The 19,344-nt window shown below is 37.3% G+C and carries 20 protein-coding genes and 1 tRNA gene; 8 read left to right on the forward strand and 13 right to left on the reverse strand.

The annotated features are described in order from the left end of the window. Nucleotides 1–41: 41 nt before the first annotated feature. From QQS39_RS06710 to QQS39_RS06725, 4 genes are all read right to left on the reverse strand, one after another. Nucleotides 42–245, reverse strand: a complete 204-nt coding sequence (locus QQS39_RS06710; protein ID WP_285805880.1) for a DNA polymerase III subunit theta — start codon at nt 243–245, stop codon at nt 42–44. A 178-nt stretch (nt 246–423) separates the two neighbouring features. Continuing rightward, nucleotides 424–500 (reverse strand) — tRNA-Pro (locus QQS39_RS06715). A gap of 86 nt (nt 501–586) precedes the next feature. Continuing rightward, the gene (gene yejM / locus QQS39_RS06720) at nt 587–2,323 is read right to left on the reverse strand and encodes an LPS biosynthesis-modulating metalloenzyme YejM (protein ID WP_285805603.1); all 1,737 of its coding nucleotides are present in this window, start codon (nt 2,321–2,323) and stop codon (nt 587–589) included. 26 nt (nt 2,324–2,349) lie between these two features. Next, on the reverse strand, nt 2,350–2,577 hold the full coding sequence (locus QQS39_RS06725) for a YejL family protein (protein ID WP_004247042.1): 228 nt from the start codon (nt 2,575–2,577) through the stop codon (nt 2,350–2,352). A gap of 155 nt (nt 2,578–2,732) precedes the next feature. On the opposite strand from QQS39_RS06725, the gene yejK reads away from it, so the two are divergent. Further along, nucleotides 2,733–3,737 (forward strand): nucleoid-associated protein YejK, encoded by a 1,005-nt coding sequence (yejK, locus tag QQS39_RS06730; RefSeq protein WP_099074944.1) that lies wholly within the window; start codon nt 2,733–2,735, stop codon nt 3,735–3,737. Between the two features lie 83 nt (nt 3,738–3,820). Here the strand turns inward: yejK and rplY are convergent, their stop codons facing one another. Beyond that, nucleotides 3,821–4,105 carry a 50S ribosomal protein L25 gene (gene rplY, locus QQS39_RS06735; RefSeq protein ID WP_023581385.1) on the reverse strand — a complete coding sequence of 95 codons (285 nt, stop codon included), beginning with the start codon at nt 4,103–4,105 and terminating at the stop codon, nt 3,821–3,823. Nucleotides 4,106–4,249: 144 nt separating this feature from the next. Further along, nucleotides 4,250–6,013, reverse strand: a complete 1,764-nt coding sequence (radD, locus tag QQS39_RS06740) for a DNA repair helicase RadD (protein ID WP_285805604.1) — start codon at nt 6,011–6,013, stop codon at nt 4,250–4,252. Nucleotides 6,014–6,194: 181 nt separating this feature from the next. Here radD and rsuA point away from each other — a divergent pair, with 181 nt between their 5' ends. The 3 genes from rsuA to QQS39_RS06755 all read left to right on the forward strand — a co-directional run bounded on the left by rsuA (nt 6,195) and on the right by QQS39_RS06755 (nt 8,989). Next, nucleotides 6,195–6,899 carry a 16S rRNA pseudouridine(516) synthase RsuA gene (gene rsuA, locus QQS39_RS06745; protein ID WP_196735806.1) on the forward strand — a complete coding sequence of 235 codons (705 nt, stop codon included), beginning with the start codon at nt 6,195–6,197 and terminating at the stop codon, nt 6,897–6,899. A 37-nt stretch (nt 6,900–6,936) separates the two neighbouring features. After that, the gene (locus QQS39_RS06750) at nt 6,937–8,121 is read left to right on the forward strand and encodes a Bcr/CflA family multidrug efflux MFS transporter (RefSeq protein ID WP_265576253.1); all 1,185 of its coding nucleotides are present in this window, start codon (nt 6,937–6,939) and stop codon (nt 8,119–8,121) included. A gap of 520 nt (nt 8,122–8,641) precedes the next feature. Then, on the forward strand, nt 8,642–8,989 hold the full coding sequence (locus QQS39_RS06755; protein ID WP_069368284.1) for a YejG family protein: 348 nt from the start codon (nt 8,642–8,644) through the stop codon (nt 8,987–8,989). Between the two features lie 126 nt (nt 8,990–9,115). On the opposite strand, the gene mepS is transcribed toward QQS39_RS06755, so the two are convergent. Beyond that, entirely contained in the window at nt 9,116–9,730 is a 615-nt protein-coding gene (gene mepS, locus QQS39_RS06760; protein ID WP_151434767.1) for a bifunctional murein DD-endopeptidase/murein LD-carboxypeptidase, read from the reverse strand. 369 nt (nt 9,731–10,099) lie between these two features. After that, nucleotides 10,100–10,807, reverse strand: coding sequence for a phosphatase PAP2 family protein (locus QQS39_RS06765; protein ID WP_151434768.1), 708 nt, complete (start codon nt 10,805–10,807; stop codon nt 10,100–10,102). A gap of 346 nt (nt 10,808–11,153) precedes the next feature. Here QQS39_RS06765 and QQS39_RS06770 point away from each other — a divergent pair, with 346 nt between their 5' ends. Then, nucleotides 11,154–11,465, forward strand: a complete 312-nt coding sequence (locus QQS39_RS06770) for a hypothetical protein (RefSeq protein WP_151434769.1) — start codon at nt 11,154–11,156, stop codon at nt 11,463–11,465. A gap of 266 nt (nt 11,466–11,731) precedes the next feature. Beyond that, on the forward strand, nt 11,732–12,061 hold the full coding sequence (locus tag QQS39_RS06775) for a hypothetical protein (RefSeq protein WP_151434770.1): 330 nt from the start codon (nt 11,732–11,734) through the stop codon (nt 12,059–12,061). Nucleotides 12,062–12,214: 153 nt separating this feature from the next. On the opposite strand, the gene yeiP is transcribed toward QQS39_RS06775, so the two are convergent. The 3 genes from yeiP to QQS39_RS06790 all read right to left on the reverse strand — a co-directional run bounded on the left by yeiP (nt 12,215) and on the right by QQS39_RS06790 (nt 14,907). Continuing rightward, complete coding sequence (gene yeiP / locus QQS39_RS06780; RefSeq protein WP_088493223.1) at nt 12,215–12,787, reverse strand: elongation factor P-like protein YeiP; 573 nt, start codon at nt 12,785–12,787, stop codon at nt 12,215–12,217. A gap of 171 nt (nt 12,788–12,958) precedes the next feature. Then, the gene (gene mtr, locus QQS39_RS06785) at nt 12,959–14,200 is read right to left on the reverse strand and encodes a tryptophan permease (RefSeq protein ID WP_285805605.1); all 1,242 of its coding nucleotides are present in this window, start codon (nt 14,198–14,200) and stop codon (nt 12,959–12,961) included. 290 nt (nt 14,201–14,490) lie between these two features. Further along, nucleotides 14,491–14,907, reverse strand: a complete 417-nt coding sequence (locus tag QQS39_RS06790) for a nucleotide triphosphate diphosphatase NUDT15 (RefSeq protein WP_285805606.1) — start codon at nt 14,905–14,907, stop codon at nt 14,491–14,493. 188 nt (nt 14,908–15,095) lie between these two features. On the opposite strand from QQS39_RS06790, the gene fruK reads away from it, so the two are divergent. Next, a complete protein-coding gene (gene fruK / locus QQS39_RS06795) occupies nt 15,096–16,034 on the forward strand; it encodes a 1-phosphofructokinase (protein WP_285805607.1) in 939 nt (312 codons plus the stop codon). 104 nt (nt 16,035–16,138) lie between these two features. On the opposite strand, the gene nfo is transcribed toward fruK, so the two are convergent. Then, complete coding sequence (gene nfo, locus QQS39_RS06800; protein ID WP_151434774.1) at nt 16,139–16,981, reverse strand: deoxyribonuclease IV; 843 nt, start codon at nt 16,979–16,981, stop codon at nt 16,139–16,141. A gap of 164 nt (nt 16,982–17,145) precedes the next feature. Further along, nucleotides 17,146–18,240 carry a YeiH family protein gene (locus QQS39_RS06805; RefSeq protein ID WP_285805608.1) on the reverse strand — a complete coding sequence of 365 codons (1,095 nt, stop codon included), beginning with the start codon at nt 18,238–18,240 and terminating at the stop codon, nt 17,146–17,148. A gap of 184 nt (nt 18,241–18,424) precedes the next feature. On the opposite strand from QQS39_RS06805, the gene yieE reads away from it, so the two are divergent. Further along, nucleotides 18,425–19,318 (forward strand): DNA-binding transcriptional regulator YeiE, encoded by an 894-nt coding sequence (yieE, locus tag QQS39_RS06810; RefSeq protein ID WP_151434776.1) that lies wholly within the window; start codon nt 18,425–18,427, stop codon nt 19,316–19,318. Nucleotides 19,319–19,344: the final 26 nt, after the last annotated feature.

Raw genomic sequence — 19,344 nt, forward strand, 5'->3', positions numbered from 1 at the left:
ATTCCTTTTGTATCTTTACGCTTTGTATCCGTTCTAACAAACTATTTCACCATGATGTAAATATACATTATGGTAAATATTAGTTTTATGTTCATAATTCTTTTACGATAAAACGCTAATCGCTCATTAAAGTACACTCTCAAATGTGCTGGTTGTTGTCGTTCTTTATATGCGACACCTGAAGCGGATAAATCGACATTAATTTTGTCTTTTTCTTCTAGTGTTAGTTCAGCAAGATTTTTAATTTCATAAGTTTTATTAATGAATCGGAGAGTGATTATAGCATAAGAATAGGGCGAGAATTGGAACTTAAACAAGGTAAATCTGATGGGGGTTTTACACCAGTATTACACCAGTTTTACACCAAGCAAATTTCAGGCATAAAAAAACCAACCATAAGCGGTTGGTTTTTCTAAGGAATTTTGGTCGGCATGATAGGATTTGAACCTACGACCCCTGACACCCCATGACAGTGCGCTACCAGGCTGCGCTACATGCCGTTTGCGCCCTGTATATTACTGTTTTTGGCTGCTAAAGCAACCCTTTGCTAATTAAGTGGCGTAATTTTATACGTTATTTAATAGTACTAGCGTTCAATAAAACGCTTCTGCTCAGCTAAAATTTGCAGTAATAATTTTAAATCAGGTTTTGCCGTGCTGATCTCTTGTCCTGATTTATCAAATAAAGCGTACCGACCATGCTTATCTATCAACAAGGTATTATCTTGTAAAAAGACTACAAATGTCTCTTCATCACCGGTAAAAATCCATGGATGATTACGGGTACTTGCAAATAAGTCTTCACCTTGTGAATAGTTATCTACTGGGCTAATGACATGTAAAACATGCTGCATCAAGGTTGTCATAATATCTTGATGACTTGTCATTCGATCAATAACCTGTGGCGTCATATTTGGCCAATGTATCATCAATGGCACTTGTGATTGGCTTAAATTAAAGGTGGTCTTATCTGAAAGCCATTGGTTAATCTGCTTCTTATTGTTGTCTTGATGATAGCTAGAAGTGACAACGACAACAGTATCATCTAGCGCTTTGGTTTCTTGTAATGTCTTAAATATTGTCTCTAGTTGATCATTTAATGTGGCACGTTGAGACGCATTATTGGTGTGACCATTAATTTGTAAGAAAGAGAACCAAGGGGCTGTTTGGCTGTTTTTCACCAGCCAATTACTCCAACTATCAATTGTGGCATTGTTATCACCACTGCGTGATGTCGGGAGGGTGAAATCTGATAGCACAGCTTGTTTAAACAGTGGTGTTTGGAAACCATTAGTTGAAAACATTGCTAATTGGTAGTTCCGATAACTTAATGCATCGAAAAGTGCAGAGTTTTTTCTGCTACTTAATACACTGTCTAAATAAGAAGGTGAAATACCATAAAATAGGCCAAATAATGCAGTGTCATTATTAATGCCTGATGAATAATGTTTTGAAAAATAGAGATTATTTTGTGCGAACTGTTGCAAGCTTGGTAATTCAGGTACTTCTTCGTTACCTAAACCATCAACGATAACCACCAGCAAGTTATAAGAATAGGTATCTTTGGCATAGATTAATGGAGCAAGAGGATAGGTGATACCTTGTGCTGCTGGGTTACCTTCACTGATAACACGCTGCTCATATTCTGATTGATTAAGAAAACCATGACGTTCAAGGAATTTACGCGCTGTCATTGGATACGATAACGGTAAATTAGCTCGTTGCATGGTAATTGGGCGATAAAAGTTAGCATCAGCCCAAATCGACATAGAGTGAGATAATATAAAGCAAGTAATAAAGACACCCGCTAATGGTTTACCCCAACGTTGGCGATTTAAACTGCGTAATTTTTGCCAACTCCATGTTGCAAAAAGCATTTCAATAAGAAAAATGATGGGAATGCCAATAAAGATAAGTTGCCATTCACGCGCCATTTCACCTTCATCTGGATTAATGACAAGATCCCAAACGAGCTGAGTCAAATGGAGTTGAAATTGCTGGTAAACGGCGATATCAAAAATAAGGATAGTTAATCCGGCACTGGCAAGGGCGCAGGAAATAACTCTAAGTAGCCGTTGAGAAACAGCTACAAAGGTGAGAGGGAAAAGGATGAGTATATAGATAGCAAAGACAATAAAACTAAAATGTCCCATCCAACTCACAATAGCGTAAAAACGACCCGCAAAGGTTGCAGGCCAATCAGAAATAAACAGGTAACGGCTCCCAAGCAGTAAGCTTAGAATAATATTAAATAGCGCAAACCAGTGACCCCAGCTGATCATTTGGGATACTTTTTCACGATAGGACTGAGGTTTCGTTACCATGTCTATAAATAATTTTTCTATGTTTATTAGTGAATATTGCCTTCATCAATTGAAGCACGCAATGCGTGAACAAAAGAATCAGCAATCAGCATTCGTTGAGCAGGGGCAATACTTGTATTAATTAAGTTTGTCACCATGTTCCCCAACACCATCAAAGAAAGATCTGTAGGAGTATGATGTTTTTCAAGAACGCTGACAAGTTCTGCAAGTAATTGCTCAACTTGTTCATCACTATAACGGGATTTTTGCGGCATAAAATCTGAATTCCTACTAAATGAATAAAACGCTATATATTACCGTATTACTAGGTCTTTTTCCGCTATTAAATTAATTAATTTTCCCTTGATACTGAAAGTAGGGAGTGTTTGAATACGCGCACAAGAAAGAGACGCAATAGAAGAGGACGACCATGAGTCTAGATATTAACCAATTAGTTTTGCATCAACTTATTAAGCGAGATGAGCAGACATTAGAAGTTGTGCTACGTGATTCACTCTTAGAAATTGAACCTGTTGTTCAGGAGATGATTGAAGAGTTGCATCGTGTATACAGTGCAAAAAGTAAAGCTTATGGTCTGTTTAATGAAGAAAGTGAATTAGCAGAAGCACTGCGCTTACAGCGTAAAGGCGAAGAAAACTTTTTAGGTTTTTCACGAGCAGCTACCGTAAGACTAAAAGATGAATTAGCAAAATACCCTTTTGCAGAAGGTGGTACCGTTCTATTTTGCCACTATCGCTATTTAGCGGTGGATTACCTGTTAATTGCTGTACTTAGTAGTTGTAACAGTATGTGGGTCAATGACAGCCTTGATGTGTCATCAACGCGCTATTTAGATATTCCTCATGCAGACATTATTGCTCGTATCGATTTAACTGAGTGGGAAACAGCACCCGACTCTTTACGTTATTTAACGTTTTTAAAAGGTCGTGTTGGACGTAAAGTCTCTGATTTCTTTATGGACTTTTTAGGCGCTCAAGAAGGTTTAAACGCTAAAGTTCAAAACAAAGGTTTATTACAAGCGGTTGACGATTTTTGTGAAGCCTCAGAAATGGGTAAGCAAGAACGTCAAACTTGTCGTGAGCAAGTATATAGCTATTGTAACGAGCAATTACAATCGGGCGAAGAAATTGCTTTAACAGAGCTTGCTGAAGAATTACCGTCTTTAGGCGATCAAAACTTTGCTCAATTTACTGAAGAAAAAGGCTATGAATTAGCTGAAACATTCCCAGCAGATCGCAGTACGTTACGTCAACTGATGAAGTACTCAGGAAGTGGTGGGGGATTAACTGTGAATTTTGATGCGAAATTATTAGGGGAGAGAATATTCTGGGATCCTGCAACAGATACGCTCACCATTAAAGGTACCCCGCCTAATTTGCGTGATCAGCTACAACGTAGAGCATCAGAAAAATAATTAAACAGTAGAAACAAATAACGCCACATTAAGTGGCGTTATATGCTCGGCGTCCCGAAAAATAAAGCTCGAAGGGTGGCTTATTAAGCGCGCAGGAAGTCGATATGAGTAATTTTTGGTTTATACTCGTGACGTTGCACTGCTTTAACTTTAACTTTAGTTTCTTTGCCATCGATAACCAGGTTTACGAAATCTGAATAGAATTCTGATTTGTGTTCTTGGTTGATAACTTCGTTGTGATCTAAATCGATAGCGATTGGCTCTTCATTTCCGCCATAAACGATAGCAGGAAAACGGTTAGCCACACGCAGGCGGCGGCTCGCACCCTTACCCTGCTCTTTACGTACAGTTGCTTTGATAGTTAACATCTTTTTTCTCTTATAAAAAAGAAAGAAAATACATACTTGTTACAGGCGACCCAGCAACAAGCTCGAGATTTGGTTTATCTAAAAATAGATAAAGCGGGGCGCATTTTAACGAAAAAGTCCTCCAACAGCAAATATAAATCCAGATTAATACAAGGTATCTGCTTTTCGGTAGCGACCTGCATAGTCAAAAATCTTATTTCTTATCTTCCAAAAGTGCTCTTTTTTACCTTTATGAGCGACAATAAAGTCGGGATGACGCAACAAATCAAACTGTTTAATAATATCGTTAGCATTATGCCAAACAAAGGGGACACCCGGTGCGCGTTGATGTTCACGTAAAAATTTTAATTCAAATATTTTTCGTTGAGCCGGGGTGGTTAATCGAAAACGTTCTGAGACGGAAGTGCCTTCTTCATCGTAATAATTAATTTCTAACCATTCGCCTTTAACATCGTTTCCTGATTTAAATTGCATCCCACCACAACGTAGAACTAATGCTCCTTTGAGTTTTAATGCCGCTTTGAGCATATCATCAGGATCAACCAAGATCTCATCGCAGTGAACACAGCGACGTGCTGCAATATCATTTTCTTCATTACAATGAGGACACAATTTAAAGCGGAAACGAAATTCACATTGCTGTTTTTGCCCTTGTTCATTGAGTTCCCAGCCTTGGCAACGGCGACCATAGTGTTCAATGATATCCCCATCAGCATCTACAATTCCCCAAAAGGTATTGGCAAATTGGCAAATAGGGCAAAAAACTTGTACCGGCTGACTATTTGGATTGGGCTTTTTAGTACCAACTTCGGGTAGATAGAGATCATGAGGATTACCCGCATAATCTAAAATCAGGCATTCTGTTTTTCCTGCAAATAATCTTAATCCTCGTCCTACAATTTGCTGGTATAAACTTACAGACTCAGTAGGGCGTAAGATAGCAATTAAATCAACATGAGGTGCATCAAAACCTGTTGTTAGTACGGCAACATTAACCATATAACGTAATTGTTGCTGTTTAAAACGGGAAATAAGATCATCACGCTCATAAGAAGGGGTATCTGCACTAACTAATGCCGCTTCATCTTGTGGTAAAAGAGAAAGGATTTCTTTTGCATGTTCAACTGTCGCCGCAAATATCATTACACCTTGGCAATTTTGCGCATATTCAATAATTTGAGCAACAATATGAGGCGTAATACGTTTTTGTCTCTTTATTTCACGGTTTAGATCTTCCTCATTAAATATCCCATTTTGACTTGTTCTTACTTGGCTAAAGTCGTATTGCAATATAGGCATATCTAGGCGAGTGGGTGGAACTAAAAAATGATTGCTTATCATATAGCGTAAAGGCAATTCATAGATACAATCACGGAAAAAGCAGTTTTCATCGCCTCTGATCATACCGTGATAATGATATTGATAAATCCAACCCGTAGGTAAACGATAAGGTGTTGCAGTTAATCCTAAGATCCGTAATTGTGGATTAATGGATTGTAATTGTTTAATGACTTGCTGATATTGGCTATCTTCAGACAAACTAATGCGATGGCATTCATCAATAATAAGAAGAGAAAAAGTATCACTAAACTGCGATAAATTACGGGCAACAGATTGCACGCTACCAAAAACAACTTTTCCGCTACTCTCTTTCTGTTGTAAGCCCGCAGCAAAAATATCCGCAGATAGACCATAAGCCTCATATTTGCTATGGTTCTGTTCTACTAATTCTTTTACGTGTGCTAGCACCAATACACGTCCGCGCGCTCTTTTAGCGAGTTCTGCAATCACTAAACTTTTTCCTGCGCCAGTAGGTAATACAATTACCGCAGGTGTATTGTGTTGGCGAAAATAAGAGATTGTCGCGTTAACCGCGTCAAGTTGATAAGGTCTGAGTGTAAAAGCCATAACTCTGCATAAGAAATCAAACGGGGTGTCAGCGTAACATTTTTTTATGGGTGGTGCGAATAAGGACGGAGTAAAGAGCGTGATAGTTTATTTATAAATTAATTAGTTGTTTTATTGTTAATATTCATTTTTAATAGATACCTCATATCAGATGGTATTCTTCCATTTTTCAGAGAAATTCATGCGATTAGATAAATTTTTATCCCAGCAATTGGGTATTAGCCGTAGCTTGATCCTTCGTGAATTAAGAGCAGGGCTTGTAACAATTGATGGCGAAATGGTGAAAAGCGGCTCAACCAAAATTGCACCAGAGCAAGAAGTAGCTTACGACGGAAATGTCTTAACTCAAATTTTAGGGCCTCGTTACTTTATGTTGAATAAGCCAATTGGCTATGTATGTTCAACAGACGATCCAGTTAATCCCACTATCCTCTATTTTATTGATGAACCTCTGGCACATAAATTACATGCCGCTGGGCGTTTAGATATTGATACAACAGGGCTTGTTTTATTAACGGATAATGGTCAATGGTCTCATCGTATTACGGCACCAAAACATCATTGTGAGAAAACTTATCTAGTTACGTTAGAAGAGCCGATTGGAGAGGGTGTTGCTGAACAATTCCAAAAGGGTGTTCAACTTAACGGTGAAAAAGATCTAACCAAACCCGCCTCGTTAGAAATTATTACACCGACAGAAGTTAAGCTCACTATTAGTGAAGGCAAATACCACCAAGTAAAACGTATGTTTGCAGCAGTGGGGAATCATGTAAGTGCATTACATCGTGAGCGTATTGGGGATATCACATTAGATGAGACTTTAGCTGAGGGCGAATATCGTCCATTAACAGAAGAAGAGATCAACAGCATTCACTTACCTCAATAATTATTATTTATCCTGTCGTTTTTGGGAGTTTATCTGCGTGCAACAGCAACGTTCGTCGTACCTTAGTCTCATTTTAATACTGGGACTTATTTCCATGCTTATGCCATTGGCTATAGATATGTATTTGCCAAGTTTACCCACTATTGCGCAAGATTTTGGTGTGCCGAGTGGCAAAGTACAAATGACATTAAGTATCTATATTTTTGGTTTTGCTATTGGGCAATTAGTCTATGGTCCTATGGCTGACAGTTTGGGACGTAAGCCTGTCATTTTGGGCGGCGTAATTGTTTTTGCTTTTGCCTCTAGTGCATGTGCATTGTCTGAATCAATAGATATGCTAATTGGCATGCGCTTTTTACATGGTTTTGCAGCCGCTGCGGCAAGTGTTGTTATTAATGCATTGATGAGAGATATGTTCTCTAGAGATGATTTTTCTAGAAGTATGTCTTTTGTTGCACTTGTTATGACTATCGCACCTTTATTAGCGCCATTATTAGGTGCTTGGGTGATGAATTGGTTTTCATGGCATGCTATTTTCTGGAGTATCGCGATAGCTGCTTTGATTGCCTCAGCATTAATAGCTTTTTATATTCCAGAAACATTACCAAAAGAGCGTCGCCAACGCTTTAGCTTAAGAGTGACATTTAGCCAATTTATTAGCCTGTTTAGAACACGCCGTGTTCTTTGCTATATTTTGGCTTCCGGTTTTTCTTTTGCTGGCATGTTTTCATTTCTTAGTGCTGGTCCTTTTGTCTACATCGAATTACATGGTATTCCCTTTGATCAATTTGGATTATATTTTGGTTTTAATATTATCTTCTTAATTGTGATGACCAGCATTAATGGGCGATATGTTCGTCGATTTGGTGCGTTGAATATGTTGCGCCTAGGGCTAACTATTCAATGTTTTATGGGGATCTTTTTATTGCTGGTGGTCGCTCTTAATTTACATTTCTATTTCCTTGTTGTGGGCGTAGCAATGTATGTGGGGGGGATCGCGATGATCACATCGAATGCGATGGCCGTTATTCTTGATGATTATCCCCATATGGCAGGAACAGTTTCTTCTCTCGCAGGAACAGTGCGTTTTGGTGTTGGTGCGTTAGTTGGAACGGCGATTGCTATGCTACCCGCAAAATCAGAATGGCCAATGGTAAGCTCTATGGCATTTTGTGTACTGTGTGCTATGGGTTTTATCTTACTTGCTCGTCGTTATAAATAAGAACATCACGCTATAAATAACAGAAATTTATAGCGTGCTCCTCTTTTCCTGCCTCTATTTCCTCTAAATACACCAAATTTTTCTCTGTTGTATTTCATGAATCGTTTCAAATTAGTGTGATTTTTTGATTTGAATCAATACTTGATGTTGTTATTTTGTTAAATTAAGTAAAATTTATTTTAATAATCATCTATTATTGTTTTGTTGATATGAAGTATCGTGATAAAAATTGATGGATTGTTTTACTTGAATGCGTAATATTTTATACAATTATTTTATATAGTTGATAAAATGTTAAATAAATGAAAGAATAATTGAAGAGATTAAGCATTGCAGACATCAATATCTGCAAACACTAAGCTAAACGAATGGTTTGATACGTCTCTTCGCTTTACTTGTAAAGCAATTGTAATATTTATGTTGTATGATTAACAAGGTTCTAATATGCGTGTGAGCAAGTCAGTTCAAACTCGTATTGATGATGTATTAAATTAACGTGTTGATGAAACAGGATTGATTTGTGGATAATGTACAACTTTCGGTAGTTCATAAGCTGCCGCTGAGTTATCGGTGGCTAGCAGGCTTTGCGGGCACAAGAGTAGAGATACTGCCTGAAAATGATGCTGGAAAGCAAAATACGCTGATTGGCTTAAAATTATTAAGTCATGATGGTATGACACTGGATGAAGCAATACAGAATTTGCGTCAGTATCTGAGTAATCTCCATATTGATAGCGTTGTGATTGAGTGGGATGGTACTCCTTGTCTTTTCCTTCATAGCGATGATGAATGTGCTGCATTATGTTGCTTAAAAAACGCAGGTGTTGCTATTGCGGAGCCATTCCCAACGGCATATTCTTATTTATAACACTTATTTAATGTTATAAAACCAACGTAACTATTGTGCGGTTTAAGCATGGTCAAAGAATATAAAAAAAGCCTCATTATTGATTTAATGAGGCTTTTTTATTGCAATAAGATATAAGGGAATTAATTATCTTAATACGTTTTGCGAAAGGTTGTTTTCAACAAGTACCGCGTCATTTTTCTCAATAACACGTCTTGCTGCATAAAAACGTTTGTTCCAGTAGGTATTAGACATTTCTGACACTGTCACACCATTGCTGGTGGATGCATGTACAAATTTATCATTACCGATGTAAATTCCAACATGGCGCATAGTACGGCCTGTTTTGAATAGAACGAGATCGCCTGCTTGTAATTTTGATTTATTAACCTGAGTACCAGAGAACTGTTGGTCTGAGGTTGAGCGAGGAAGTTCTACACCGAATTGGTCAAGAAAGGTTCTTTGTACAAAGGCAGAGCAGTCAATGCCTTTTTTGGTATCTCCACCTAAACGGTAAGCGACGCCTTTCCAGTCTGCATATTGGTCAAGTATCTTAGATTTTATATCGAGATTCTTCACCAATGATTCAAATTCATCTTGTGATGCTTGGGAAATAGATGTGCTTGATGATGTATTAAGTGGGGTAGTGCTTGAATTCGCTAAGCGTGAATTTGCGTTCTGTGAGCTACATGCTGATAGCGTAGCTACAACAATGAACGCCGGTATGAGCTTAAGCATTCTCATATACGGTTTTGTTCTCATTGTGACAGATTTCCCTTACATCCTTACGTGCAGAAGCGCACATGAATTATTCACCAAATAACCAGAGAATATAGTGTAATTTAACTCTGGCAACCTTATTTCGCGAAAAACGTGCTCTAAAGCACGTAAATATCCACATTAAACAATAAATAATGAAGAAACCAGAAAAGTGTACAGAAAGAGGGGCTAAATGGCGAGAGGAAAGGCGCTTAATTTACAAAACATTAGATAATAAAGTGCTAATACTTAAAATAGATCTCATTTTGTCATAATAATATCATTTAATTGTCAAAAAAATGACCAAAAGAATAAGTGCAATATTACACTTATTCTCTTTTAATAAATTAGATGTGTTTTCCCTTTTCTCTTTTATTTTTTAAAAGGAAGATATTTTTCTAATTGTCTGACAATATTATCTGATAACGGTGTAATTAATAGCCAACTTGTTGTGACTAAAGTTAAAGATATAGAACCAACTAATATATCTGATGCCCAGTGTGCGCCAGCCATAACTCTTGGTAATGAAAACACGACAGTAATAAGAAGAGCACATAAGAAAGAACGAAACGAGAGATAACGTAATATAAAGCTACAGAAGATCAGTAGCATTAAGCCATGGTCGCCAGGGAAGCTATCACCTGAGGCATCTTTTGTAGGAATGCCCGTCACAACGCCCACTCTATGCGCATCTTGAAAATGAAGTGTCGGGCTTGGTCTTTCAATTGGAATATTTTGTCCTAATTGATTAATCAGCACTGCACTGATTATCATCACTAATCCCACAATTATCAGATGGCGTTTACCCCTATAATCTTTTTTACGGAATGTATTGTAATAAAGCGCTCCCATCGCCAGCAAAATAACCAAATCAAACTTTCTATTATTGGTATAAGCCACAAAAGAAGCAAAAAAAGTATCAGGCAAAATGTGCTGATTAAAAAAATAAAAAATACGTGTGTCAATTGATAGCCAAAATCCATGTTGTGCCGGAAGATACCAAGAGAGAAAAATAATTAGGCCGGCAAGATTAAGTAAAAAAATAGCCAGTGCTTTTTGGTTAAAATGAGAAAGTTTCATAGTAATAAAATGACAAATTTGCGTGTATTTAGTGATCTAGATCACAATAAGTTTGAGTTTGATTCTAGGACTATAACCAAAATAAAAAAATAGATCTTTGCAATTTGCTGTCTATGCAAATGTTATGCTTTAGTTTCATTTCTGTTAGATTTTTTCATATCCACTTAACCTAAATTTAGAATATTTTTTTTTGATACTCGTAATTTGAGTGTTATATAATTTTTTTCTATTCTTTAATTAAAGATAAAAGTTAAATAAATAAAGTAACAAGCCGATATTAGTTAAGACTTTAATAACATATTGGCTTGTGAAATTTACACATCCCAATAATCATAGGAGATTAGTTTTGAATAAGTTATGTATTGCAGCTACGTGCTTAACTTTATTATTAAGCACACCTACTTTGGCTAAGGAAAATAAAGTCATTGGTTCAGGAACTATAACTTTTGTTGGTGCAATTGTTGAGGGCAATTGTCTAATGGATACGGATAAAAACACTTTTAAAACAAGTTGTTGGAATGGTACTGAAATGCAGGAATCTGAATATCAGTTAGAAAGGAATAAGCACTTTAACTCTAAATTGATTAACAACAAAGGCTCTATGGATATTAAATGGATTAATGATAATTTAGCTGTAATGAACATTGTTTATAATTAATTTCCCATAGATCTAGTAATAAAAATAATTGTATTAATTAAATAAAATTTTAATACTTTTATAGAGCTGTTATTAAAGTTAAAAATATTTGACTTAAGTTTAATCAACGTTGATTTCTTATTTATAAACATCGAACACTTATATTTGATAGACATCAAATATTCCTCTTATGTCTATATAAATGTCATATTTTATTGCTATGATAAAAATATGTCGGGTAGGTGTGATCCCCATACCTGCTAGCGCAAACAAGAAGTGAGGTCGTTATGAGAAAATATCTGACCGTAGTATGCAGTCTTCTCGTTTCCAGTTCGATATCATTAGCTTGGGCATCTGATCCCATGCAAACAACAGGGCAGATTTATCTGCGGGGTGCGATTGTCGATCCTGCATGTGAGATGAATTTCACATTTGATAAAGCTGAATACCAATGTTACAAACACAACAAAGTGTTCACATCTACTCAATCTATTGTTCCCGCGTCTTTTGATAAATCCCAACGAACTATTATTTTGCCTCAAGATATGGGCAAGGCTGAGATCCGTTGGATGGATGACACCCAAAAAAATGGTGTTATTGACGTCCAATATTTTTAAGGCGTCTGTGGATAGACAAAGGTAGGGTGCAAAAGATAAACAAGTCAAATAATCGTTTGTCACATTGGGTTTCTTACGATTATCTGACCTATTTAAAGCGACATTAGCTATACGCTAATGAGTAGGGCTTTTGACTGTTGATTTGACAGTTGATTAGTCAGCTCGGCCCATATAGCGACGTTCAGCAATATGAATACGAACTTTATCGCCAGTAGAAAGATATTCAGGAACCTGAATAACTAACCCTGTTGGTAATGTTGCAGGTTTAGTACGAGCGCTTGCAGAGGCACCTTTAATACCTGGAACAGTTTCAACAATCTCCATATCAACAGTTTGTGGCAGTTCTAATGCTAAAACTTGACCATCCATTGTTAATACTTGCATTCCCGCTAAGCCTTCCTCAGGAATAAACAGTAATTCATCTTCAATTTGATCTTTTTTGAAGGTATACGGTGTGTAATCTTCATTATCCATAAAGATATATTCATCACCATCAATGTAAGAGAAGCTCACAGCACGACGCGTTAAGCTGATGGTATCAATCATATCATCGCCTTTAAAACGCTCTTCTACTTTCTGGCCAGTACGGATATCAGTAAAACGCATTTTGTACAGTGTACTTGCACCACGAGCACTTGGTGCTTGGATGTCGATATCTTTTACCAGTAATAATTTGTTGTTATAACTAACAGCCATACCACGTTTAATTTCATTGGCTTTTGCCATATAAAACCTTCCATTAAATAACATTGACGATAATGGCGACAAAATTACTCGCAGTGCAGAAACTTGGCAAGTTATTCGCACATTTTTTTATAAGATTTGATGAAAAAAACAAAGCCAGCTCCAATGTAGGCTGGCTCGGCTGGCTTTAGATGTAGGCTTTTAGCAAAGACATTAACGGTAGATAGGAAGAAGATTAAAGTTCGCTAAAATATGTGCGCTGGCATTGAGAATACCAAACAAAATGACGAAACCAATCATAAACATACCACCGGGAGCTTTAAAGCTTTGACTTTGATTACGCTCACGACTTGCTTTTGCCATTAATGCGGGAATAATTGCAGCCCAAATGGCAGCCGCTAACCCTGCAAAACCAATGGCATATAAGAAACCATCAGGAAAAATAATGGCTAAAACAGTCGGCGGTATAAACGTTACTAATGCAGATTTAAATCGGCCACTTCCTGTATTTGAAAACTTAAAGAAGTCTGCTAAGTAATCGAATAATCCTAATGACACACCTAAAAATGAACTTGCTAATGCCATATAAGAGAACAAGTCTAATAACATTGATACAGAGGTATTGGCGGTTGTTGTACGCATTTGTGCCAATAAGTTACCAATATTCCCACCATCAGCAATCACTTGCTTGAAACCTTCACGAGGAATATTACCTTGTACAACAAACTGCCATAAAATATAAATTGCCAATGAAATCAATGTACCAATAAGCAAGCTTTTCATAACAGCTTTGCCATCTTTACGATAATACGTCACTAAGCCCGGAATATTGCCGTGATAACCAAATGAAGCCAGTAAATAAGGTAATGCGGCTAAAGCATAAGGCAAGTAACTTGCATTGCTTTCATTGGTGTTAAATAACACAGGCATTTTTACTTCGGTAAATAGGCCGCCAATGGCTAACACAAAAGTAATTACCATACCGCCAATTAAAATGGTGCTTAATCTATCCACTGCGCGTGTTGATAACCAAACAAAGAAAGCAACAATTAATGCAAAGACCAAACCCGCAATAGCTTGGGGTACGCTTACCACATTTGCGAAATTTTGCACAATAATGGAGCTACCGGCAGAAATATAAGCGTAAGTTAAAATATAAAGAACAAATGCAATCGCCAGCCCATTAATAGTACTCCAGCCTTTTCCTAATAAGTCTTTGGTAATGGTATGAAAGCTAGAGCCTAAAGGATAATGAAGGTTTACTTCTAAAATCATTAACCCAGACATAAATAAACAAAACCAAGTGTAGATCAGAAGAAAAATAGAACCGGTAAACCAGACACCGGAAGTCACAATAGGAATGGAAAACATGCCTGCACCCACAGCGGTGCCAGCAATGATCATTGCACCACCAAGTATGGATGGGCGCTTTGTTATTGATGTGACTTCTGACATAGGATGTCCTTATAAAATTGACTCAGTGTACTAGCTTGATGGTGTAAAGAATACACGTTTGCTATAAGGGTGTAAATAGAGGTTATTGTGCTTTATAAAAGAAAAAAGTGAGTAAAAATAATACAGTAGAAAAAGGTGATTATATAAATCAATAGATTAGTGTGAGGATTATTATAAATAATAAAGGAATATCATTATAAATAAGTGAAAATTTATGTAGAAATGGAAGATCTGAACATTATTCTGAACAAAAAAGATCCAGAATAATGAAAGTGATAGAGTGTTTTTAATTAGCCTTGATAAAACTGCTTACTTTTCCATAATGCAATAGAATTGCGACTGGCTTCGAAGTGTGGCTCTGGTAAATCATCTGGAGAACACCAGCGAAGTTCAGAACATTTATCTGGCTCCATCAATTTAGGTTCGTCGCCTTGGTGTTGTGCGATCATACAAATAGAAACGGTGTGTTTACCTTCTTGTTGGTAAGTTTCTAGATTATTGCTAATACCAATCACTTGTGGCTCTGTGATCGCAATACCAATTTCTTCTTCTATTTCTCGAATAGCACATTGCTCAAAAGTTTCACCTTCATCAACATGCCCACCCAAAATTGACCAATAAGGGGCATGTTTTCCGCAACGCTTTCCTAATAAAACTTCACCCTTTTCATTAGTGATAATTACACCAACGCCGACTACGACTGACATTTGAGACTCCTTTTTTCTTTTTTATATAGTTAATGTATAAAATAAGTCGCTTTTTACGGGGAACATTCTCTATTGAGGGTGAATAGAGTGCAAGGAGAACCCACTCAATTTCACTGAATAAAAGGTTAATTGATGCTATATATAGCACCCTAAATATTCATAATAAAAAATGATTGGGGAGTGAAGGCATGAGTCGCCGTGTCGCTACGATCACCTTAAACCCTGCTTATGATCTGGTTGGTGCTTGTCCAGCTATTGATGTAGGTGGTGTTAATTTAGTCCGAACTGCTGGGCTTAATCCTGCTGGTAAAGGCAATAATGTCGCGAAAGTCTTACGTGATTTAGGTATCGATATTACTGTTAGCGGGTTTATGGGACGCGAAAATCAAGAAGAGTTTCAGCACTTCTTTAGTGAAAATGGGATGGCGAACCGTTTTTATTTAGTATCAGGACGAACACGCATTAATGTGAAGTTAACCGAGGGAAAAGGGCAAGTCACCGACTTTAATTTTTCAGGATTTACAGTATCAGCGCAAGATTGGCAGCGTTTTGCAACAGATTCGCTTAATTGGCTTGGTCATTTCGATATGGTGGTTGTCAGCGGAAGCTTACCTAATGGTGTTGATCCTGAAGCCTTTACCCAATGGATGATTAAGTTAAGAAGATTATGTCCATGCATTATTTTTGACAGCAGTCGTGATGCCTTAGTCGCAGGATTAAAAGCAGCCCCATGGTTGATAAAACCTAATCATCGTGAATTAGAAGCGTGGGTTGGACATTCATTAACTGAAATGGCAGATATTATTAAAGCGGCTCATCAACTGCGAGATAAAGGCATTGCACATGTTGTTATTTCACTGGGTGAAAGAGGGGCGTTATGGGTAAATGCATCTGGTGCATGGCTTGCAAAACCACCACATTGTGATGTGATAAGTACCGTTGGTGCAGGAGATTCAATGGTTGCAGGATTAGTCTATGGCTTATTAATGAGCCAAACGAGTGAACATACATTGCGCCTTGCAACCGCTATTTCTGCGTTATCAGTTAGTCAGCCTGATGTAGGAATAAAAGACAGAAGCCTGCTTGCTGAAATGATGACTAAGATTGAGTTAACACCGATTAAATAAAGTCATTTGCGGTTTATGGTTATAAAACGAATATTCTATAAACCGAATATTCTATAAACCGCAAATTGTATAAGCCGCAGCTCTCATTATTGCTGGCGTTGCTGTTAGTCTTGTTGTGATTTCAACCAAGCAATTTCTTCAGGCCAAATATCAGGATTAATGGTTTCTAAAATCAGCGGAATACCATCAAAACGTTTATCCCGCATAATATAACTAAAAGGCACTTTACCAATATTACCTTCACCTAAACTATGGTGGCGATCGACACGACTGGCTAATTCGCTTTTTGCATCATTAAGATGCATCGCTTTTAAGTATTGAAAGCCGACAATCTTTTCAAATTCAGCGAATGTTTTTTCGCAATCTTCAATCGTTCTTAGATCATAACCTGCGGCGAAAGTGTGGCAAGTATCAATACAAACACCTACACGAGATTTATCTTCTACACCATCAATAATGGCGGCTAGATGCTCAAAACGATAACCCAGATTTGTTCCTTGCCCTGCGGTATTTTCAATTACGGCAGTAACATTTTTAGTTTTTTCTAAGGTGATGTTAATTGATTGGGCAATTTTTTGTAGGCACTTATCAACATCAATCTTATTTAAATGACTTCCTGGGTGAAAATTCAGTAACTCAATGCCAAGTTGCTCACAACGCTGCATTTCATCTAGAAATGCGTCTCTTGATTTTTCAAGAGCATCTTCTTCAGGGTGACCTAAATTAATAAGATAACTGTCATGGGGTAAAATTTGAGAAGGGCCATAACTATAAAGTTCGCAGTTCTTTTTAAATTTATCAATGACTTCTGTAGATAATGGTGCCGCTTTCCACTGGCGCTGATTCTTAGTAAAAAGGGCAAATGCAGTCGCTTTTATTTCATGTGCGCGTAATACCGCCTGATCGACGCCACCAGCAGCACTGACATGTGCGCCAACAAATTTCATTACTTCTCTCCTTAGATTTATTTTACACCATGATAACAAACATACAGCGTATAACATCATATTGAGGTGATAAAAGCAAAAAAGCGCAACTAAAAATAGTTGCGCAATTAAAAAGTACTTCTCAAGGCGAAATTTCAAAGGGGATTAATTTTTTGATATTCCTATTAAGACATCAACACAGTTTGAATAAAGATATTAATCACCGCACCACCAAGGGTTAACCAGAAAAATAAGAATAACGCTAACAATAATGGTTTGACGCCTGCTTGTCGGATAGCACTAATATGCGTTGTTAAACCTAATGCCACCATTGCCATTGCTAATAGAATGGTATCGATAGTCACAATATAACTAACAATAGACGCTGGAATTAAATTCAAAGAGTTAAAGCCAGCCATTAAAATAAAGAATACGGCAAACCAAGGAATAGTAATTGGGCTTTTTTCAGTAGATTGTGCGCCATTGTTTGCCTTGCTTTTCTTTTTACTTAAATAAGTTGAAAGAATAATTAAGAACGGTGCTAACATCATTACGCGGATCATTTTACTAATAACTGCTGCATTTTCAGCATCAGGGCTAATGGAGTGCCCTACAGCAACGACTTGAGCCACTTCATGAATTGTTGAACCAGAAAAAATACCAAAAGTTTCTTCGGTAAATGGTAGCCAACCTGCAAATGCATTTAAGTGGTAGAACCAAGGGTAAAGAAAAATACCAATGGTCCCGAAAATCACAACAGTAGAAACCGCAACAGCAACTTGGCTGGCTTGTGCTTTAACAACAGGCTCTGTCGCCATAACAGCAGCAGCACCACAAATACTACTACCCGCACCAATTAAGATGACAGTTTGTTCATCTAAACCGAAATATTTGCGACCAATCCACATAGCAATAAGAAAAGTCGATATCAGCATAATGGCATCTATAATTAAACCTGTTGCACCTACATCTGCAATTTGCTGAAAAGTCAGTCTAAAACCGTACAAAATAATACCTGTACGTAATAAATAGTGCTTAGCGAATTTAACACCTTCATCACTATAAGGCTTTGCAACAGGATAAAAGGTATTACCCACAATAATACCGAATAAGATAGCCAGTGTTAATGCACCTAAACCCATGCTAGAAAACCAAGGAATATCACCAATATAAATAGCAAGCGCAGTTAATACGCCTGTTAGTAATAAACCAGGAAGCCAGCGATAGACTGGAGTAAAACATTTTTTCGCCAATGTAATAGGTTGACTTTGCTCTGACATAGAAAAACCTTGCTTATATGAATTTTGCATAAGCATATAACAAGTAATCTTATTTATTAAATTCATTATTTTTATAATAATAACCAGTAAAATTAATATAGGTGTATTTTCTTAAATGTGCTTGGTATGTTACTGGTTTGTGGATAGTATGTTATTACAATGACGGCTCAAAGGTGGAATGGATATGCGAATTACGTTGCGGCAACTGGAAGTCTTTACTGAAGTTCTCAAGAGTGGTTCTACAACGCAAGCATCACAACAGCTTGCTTTATCTCAATCTGCTGTCAGTGCATCTTTAACTGATCTCGAAAGCCAATTAGGCGTACAGCTTTTTGATAGAGTGGGAAAACGGCTTGTCACAAATGAACATGGGAGATTACTTTATCCCAGAGCATTATCTTTACTTGAACGAGCAACTGAAGTGGAGCAGTTATTCCAAGCTGGAAATGGTGCTTTACGCATCGCTGCAAGTACAACAATAGGCAATTATATTTTACCTCAAATGCTGGGTAATTTTCATCGTAACTATCCTGATATTCCGCTAGAAATGAGTATTGGAAATACCGAGGAAGTCGTTAAATTAGTGAGCGAATTTCGTGTTGATTTAGGGTTAATTGAAGGCGCTTGTCAAAGTTCTGAATTGATTAGCCAGAAATGGCTTTTAGATGAGATGGTTATTTTTTGCTCGCCTGATCATCCGTTAGCTAAAGCGCCTAAAGTGACTTTAGCGGATTTACAGACAGCTCCTTGGATTTTACGAGAGAATGGTTCCGGAACTCGAGATGTACTTAACCATCTTCTATTTGCTTCTTTACCAGGCTACCGCATTGAAATGGAATTAGGTAACTCAGAAGCAATAAAACACGCCGTGATGTATGAAATGGGGATCAGTTGTTTATCTCGTCGAGTCATTGAAGAGCAGATTAATAACGGCTCATTAAAAGAGATAAAAGTAGAAGGGCTAACCTTACAACGTACCTTATATCTTGTTTATCATCGTCAAAAACATGTTTCTGATGCACTGAAAAAACTGCTGACGTATTGTAATGCTGAACATTTAATCGGCAATTTTTCATAAATTGCTAATAATTGACGCCCGATCAT

This window comes from Proteus appendicitidis, from assembly GCF_030271835.1.
Taxonomy (GTDB): Bacteria; Pseudomonadota; Gammaproteobacteria; order Enterobacterales; family Enterobacteriaceae; genus Proteus; species Proteus appendicitidis.

Bases quoted from the DNA above. Each gene is read 5' to 3' on its own strand.
- QQS39_RS06765 (WP_151434768.1), bottom strand. From the start codon at position 10,807: ATGAAACTTTCTCATTTTAACCAAAAAGCACTGGCTATTTTTTTACTT.
- mepS (WP_151434767.1), bottom strand. From the start codon at position 9,730: ATGAGAACAAAACCGTATATGAGAATGCTTAAGCTCATACCGGCGTTC.
- QQS39_RS06775 (WP_151434770.1), top strand. From the start codon at position 11,732: ATGAGAAAATATCTGACCGTAGTATGCAGTCTTCTCGTTTCCAGTTCG.
- yejM (WP_285805603.1), bottom strand. From the start codon at position 2,323: ATGGTAACGAAACCTCAGTCCTATCGTGAAAAAGTATCCCAAATGATC.
- fruK (WP_285805607.1), top strand. From the start codon at position 15,096: ATGAGTCGCCGTGTCGCTACGATCACCTTAAACCCTGCTTATGATCTG.
- rsuA (WP_196735806.1), top strand. From the start codon at position 6,195: ATGCGATTAGATAAATTTTTATCCCAGCAATTGGGTATTAGCCGTAGC.
- QQS39_RS06790 (WP_285805606.1), bottom strand. From the start codon at position 14,907: ATGTCAGTCGTAGTCGGCGTTGGTGTAATTATCACTAATGAAAAGGGT.
- yejK (WP_099074944.1), top strand. From the start codon at position 2,733: ATGAGTCTAGATATTAACCAATTAGTTTTGCATCAACTTATTAAGCGA.
- yieE (WP_151434776.1), top strand. From the start codon at position 18,425: ATGCGAATTACGTTGCGGCAACTGGAAGTCTTTACTGAAGTTCTCAAG.
- QQS39_RS06805 (WP_285805608.1), bottom strand. From the start codon at position 18,240: ATGTCAGAGCAAAGTCAACCTATTACATTGGCGAAAAAATGTTTTACT.
- radD (WP_285805604.1), bottom strand. From the start codon at position 6,013: ATGGCTTTTACACTCAGACCTTATCAACTTGACGCGGTTAACGCGACA.
- rplY (WP_023581385.1), bottom strand. From the start codon at position 4,105: ATGTTAACTATCAAAGCAACTGTACGTAAAGAGCAGGGTAAGGGTGCG.
- mtr (WP_285805605.1), bottom strand. From the start codon at position 14,200: ATGTCAGAAGTCACATCAATAACAAAGCGCCCATCCATACTTGGTGGT.
- yeiP (WP_088493223.1), bottom strand. From the start codon at position 12,787: ATGGCAAAAGCCAATGAAATTAAACGTGGTATGGCTGTTAGTTATAAC.
- QQS39_RS06725 (WP_004247042.1), bottom strand. From the start codon at position 2,577: ATGCCGCAAAAATCCCGTTATAGTGATGAACAAGTTGAGCAATTACTT.
- nfo (WP_151434774.1), bottom strand. From the start codon at position 16,981: ATGAAATTTGTTGGCGCACATGTCAGTGCTGCTGGTGGCGTCGATCAG.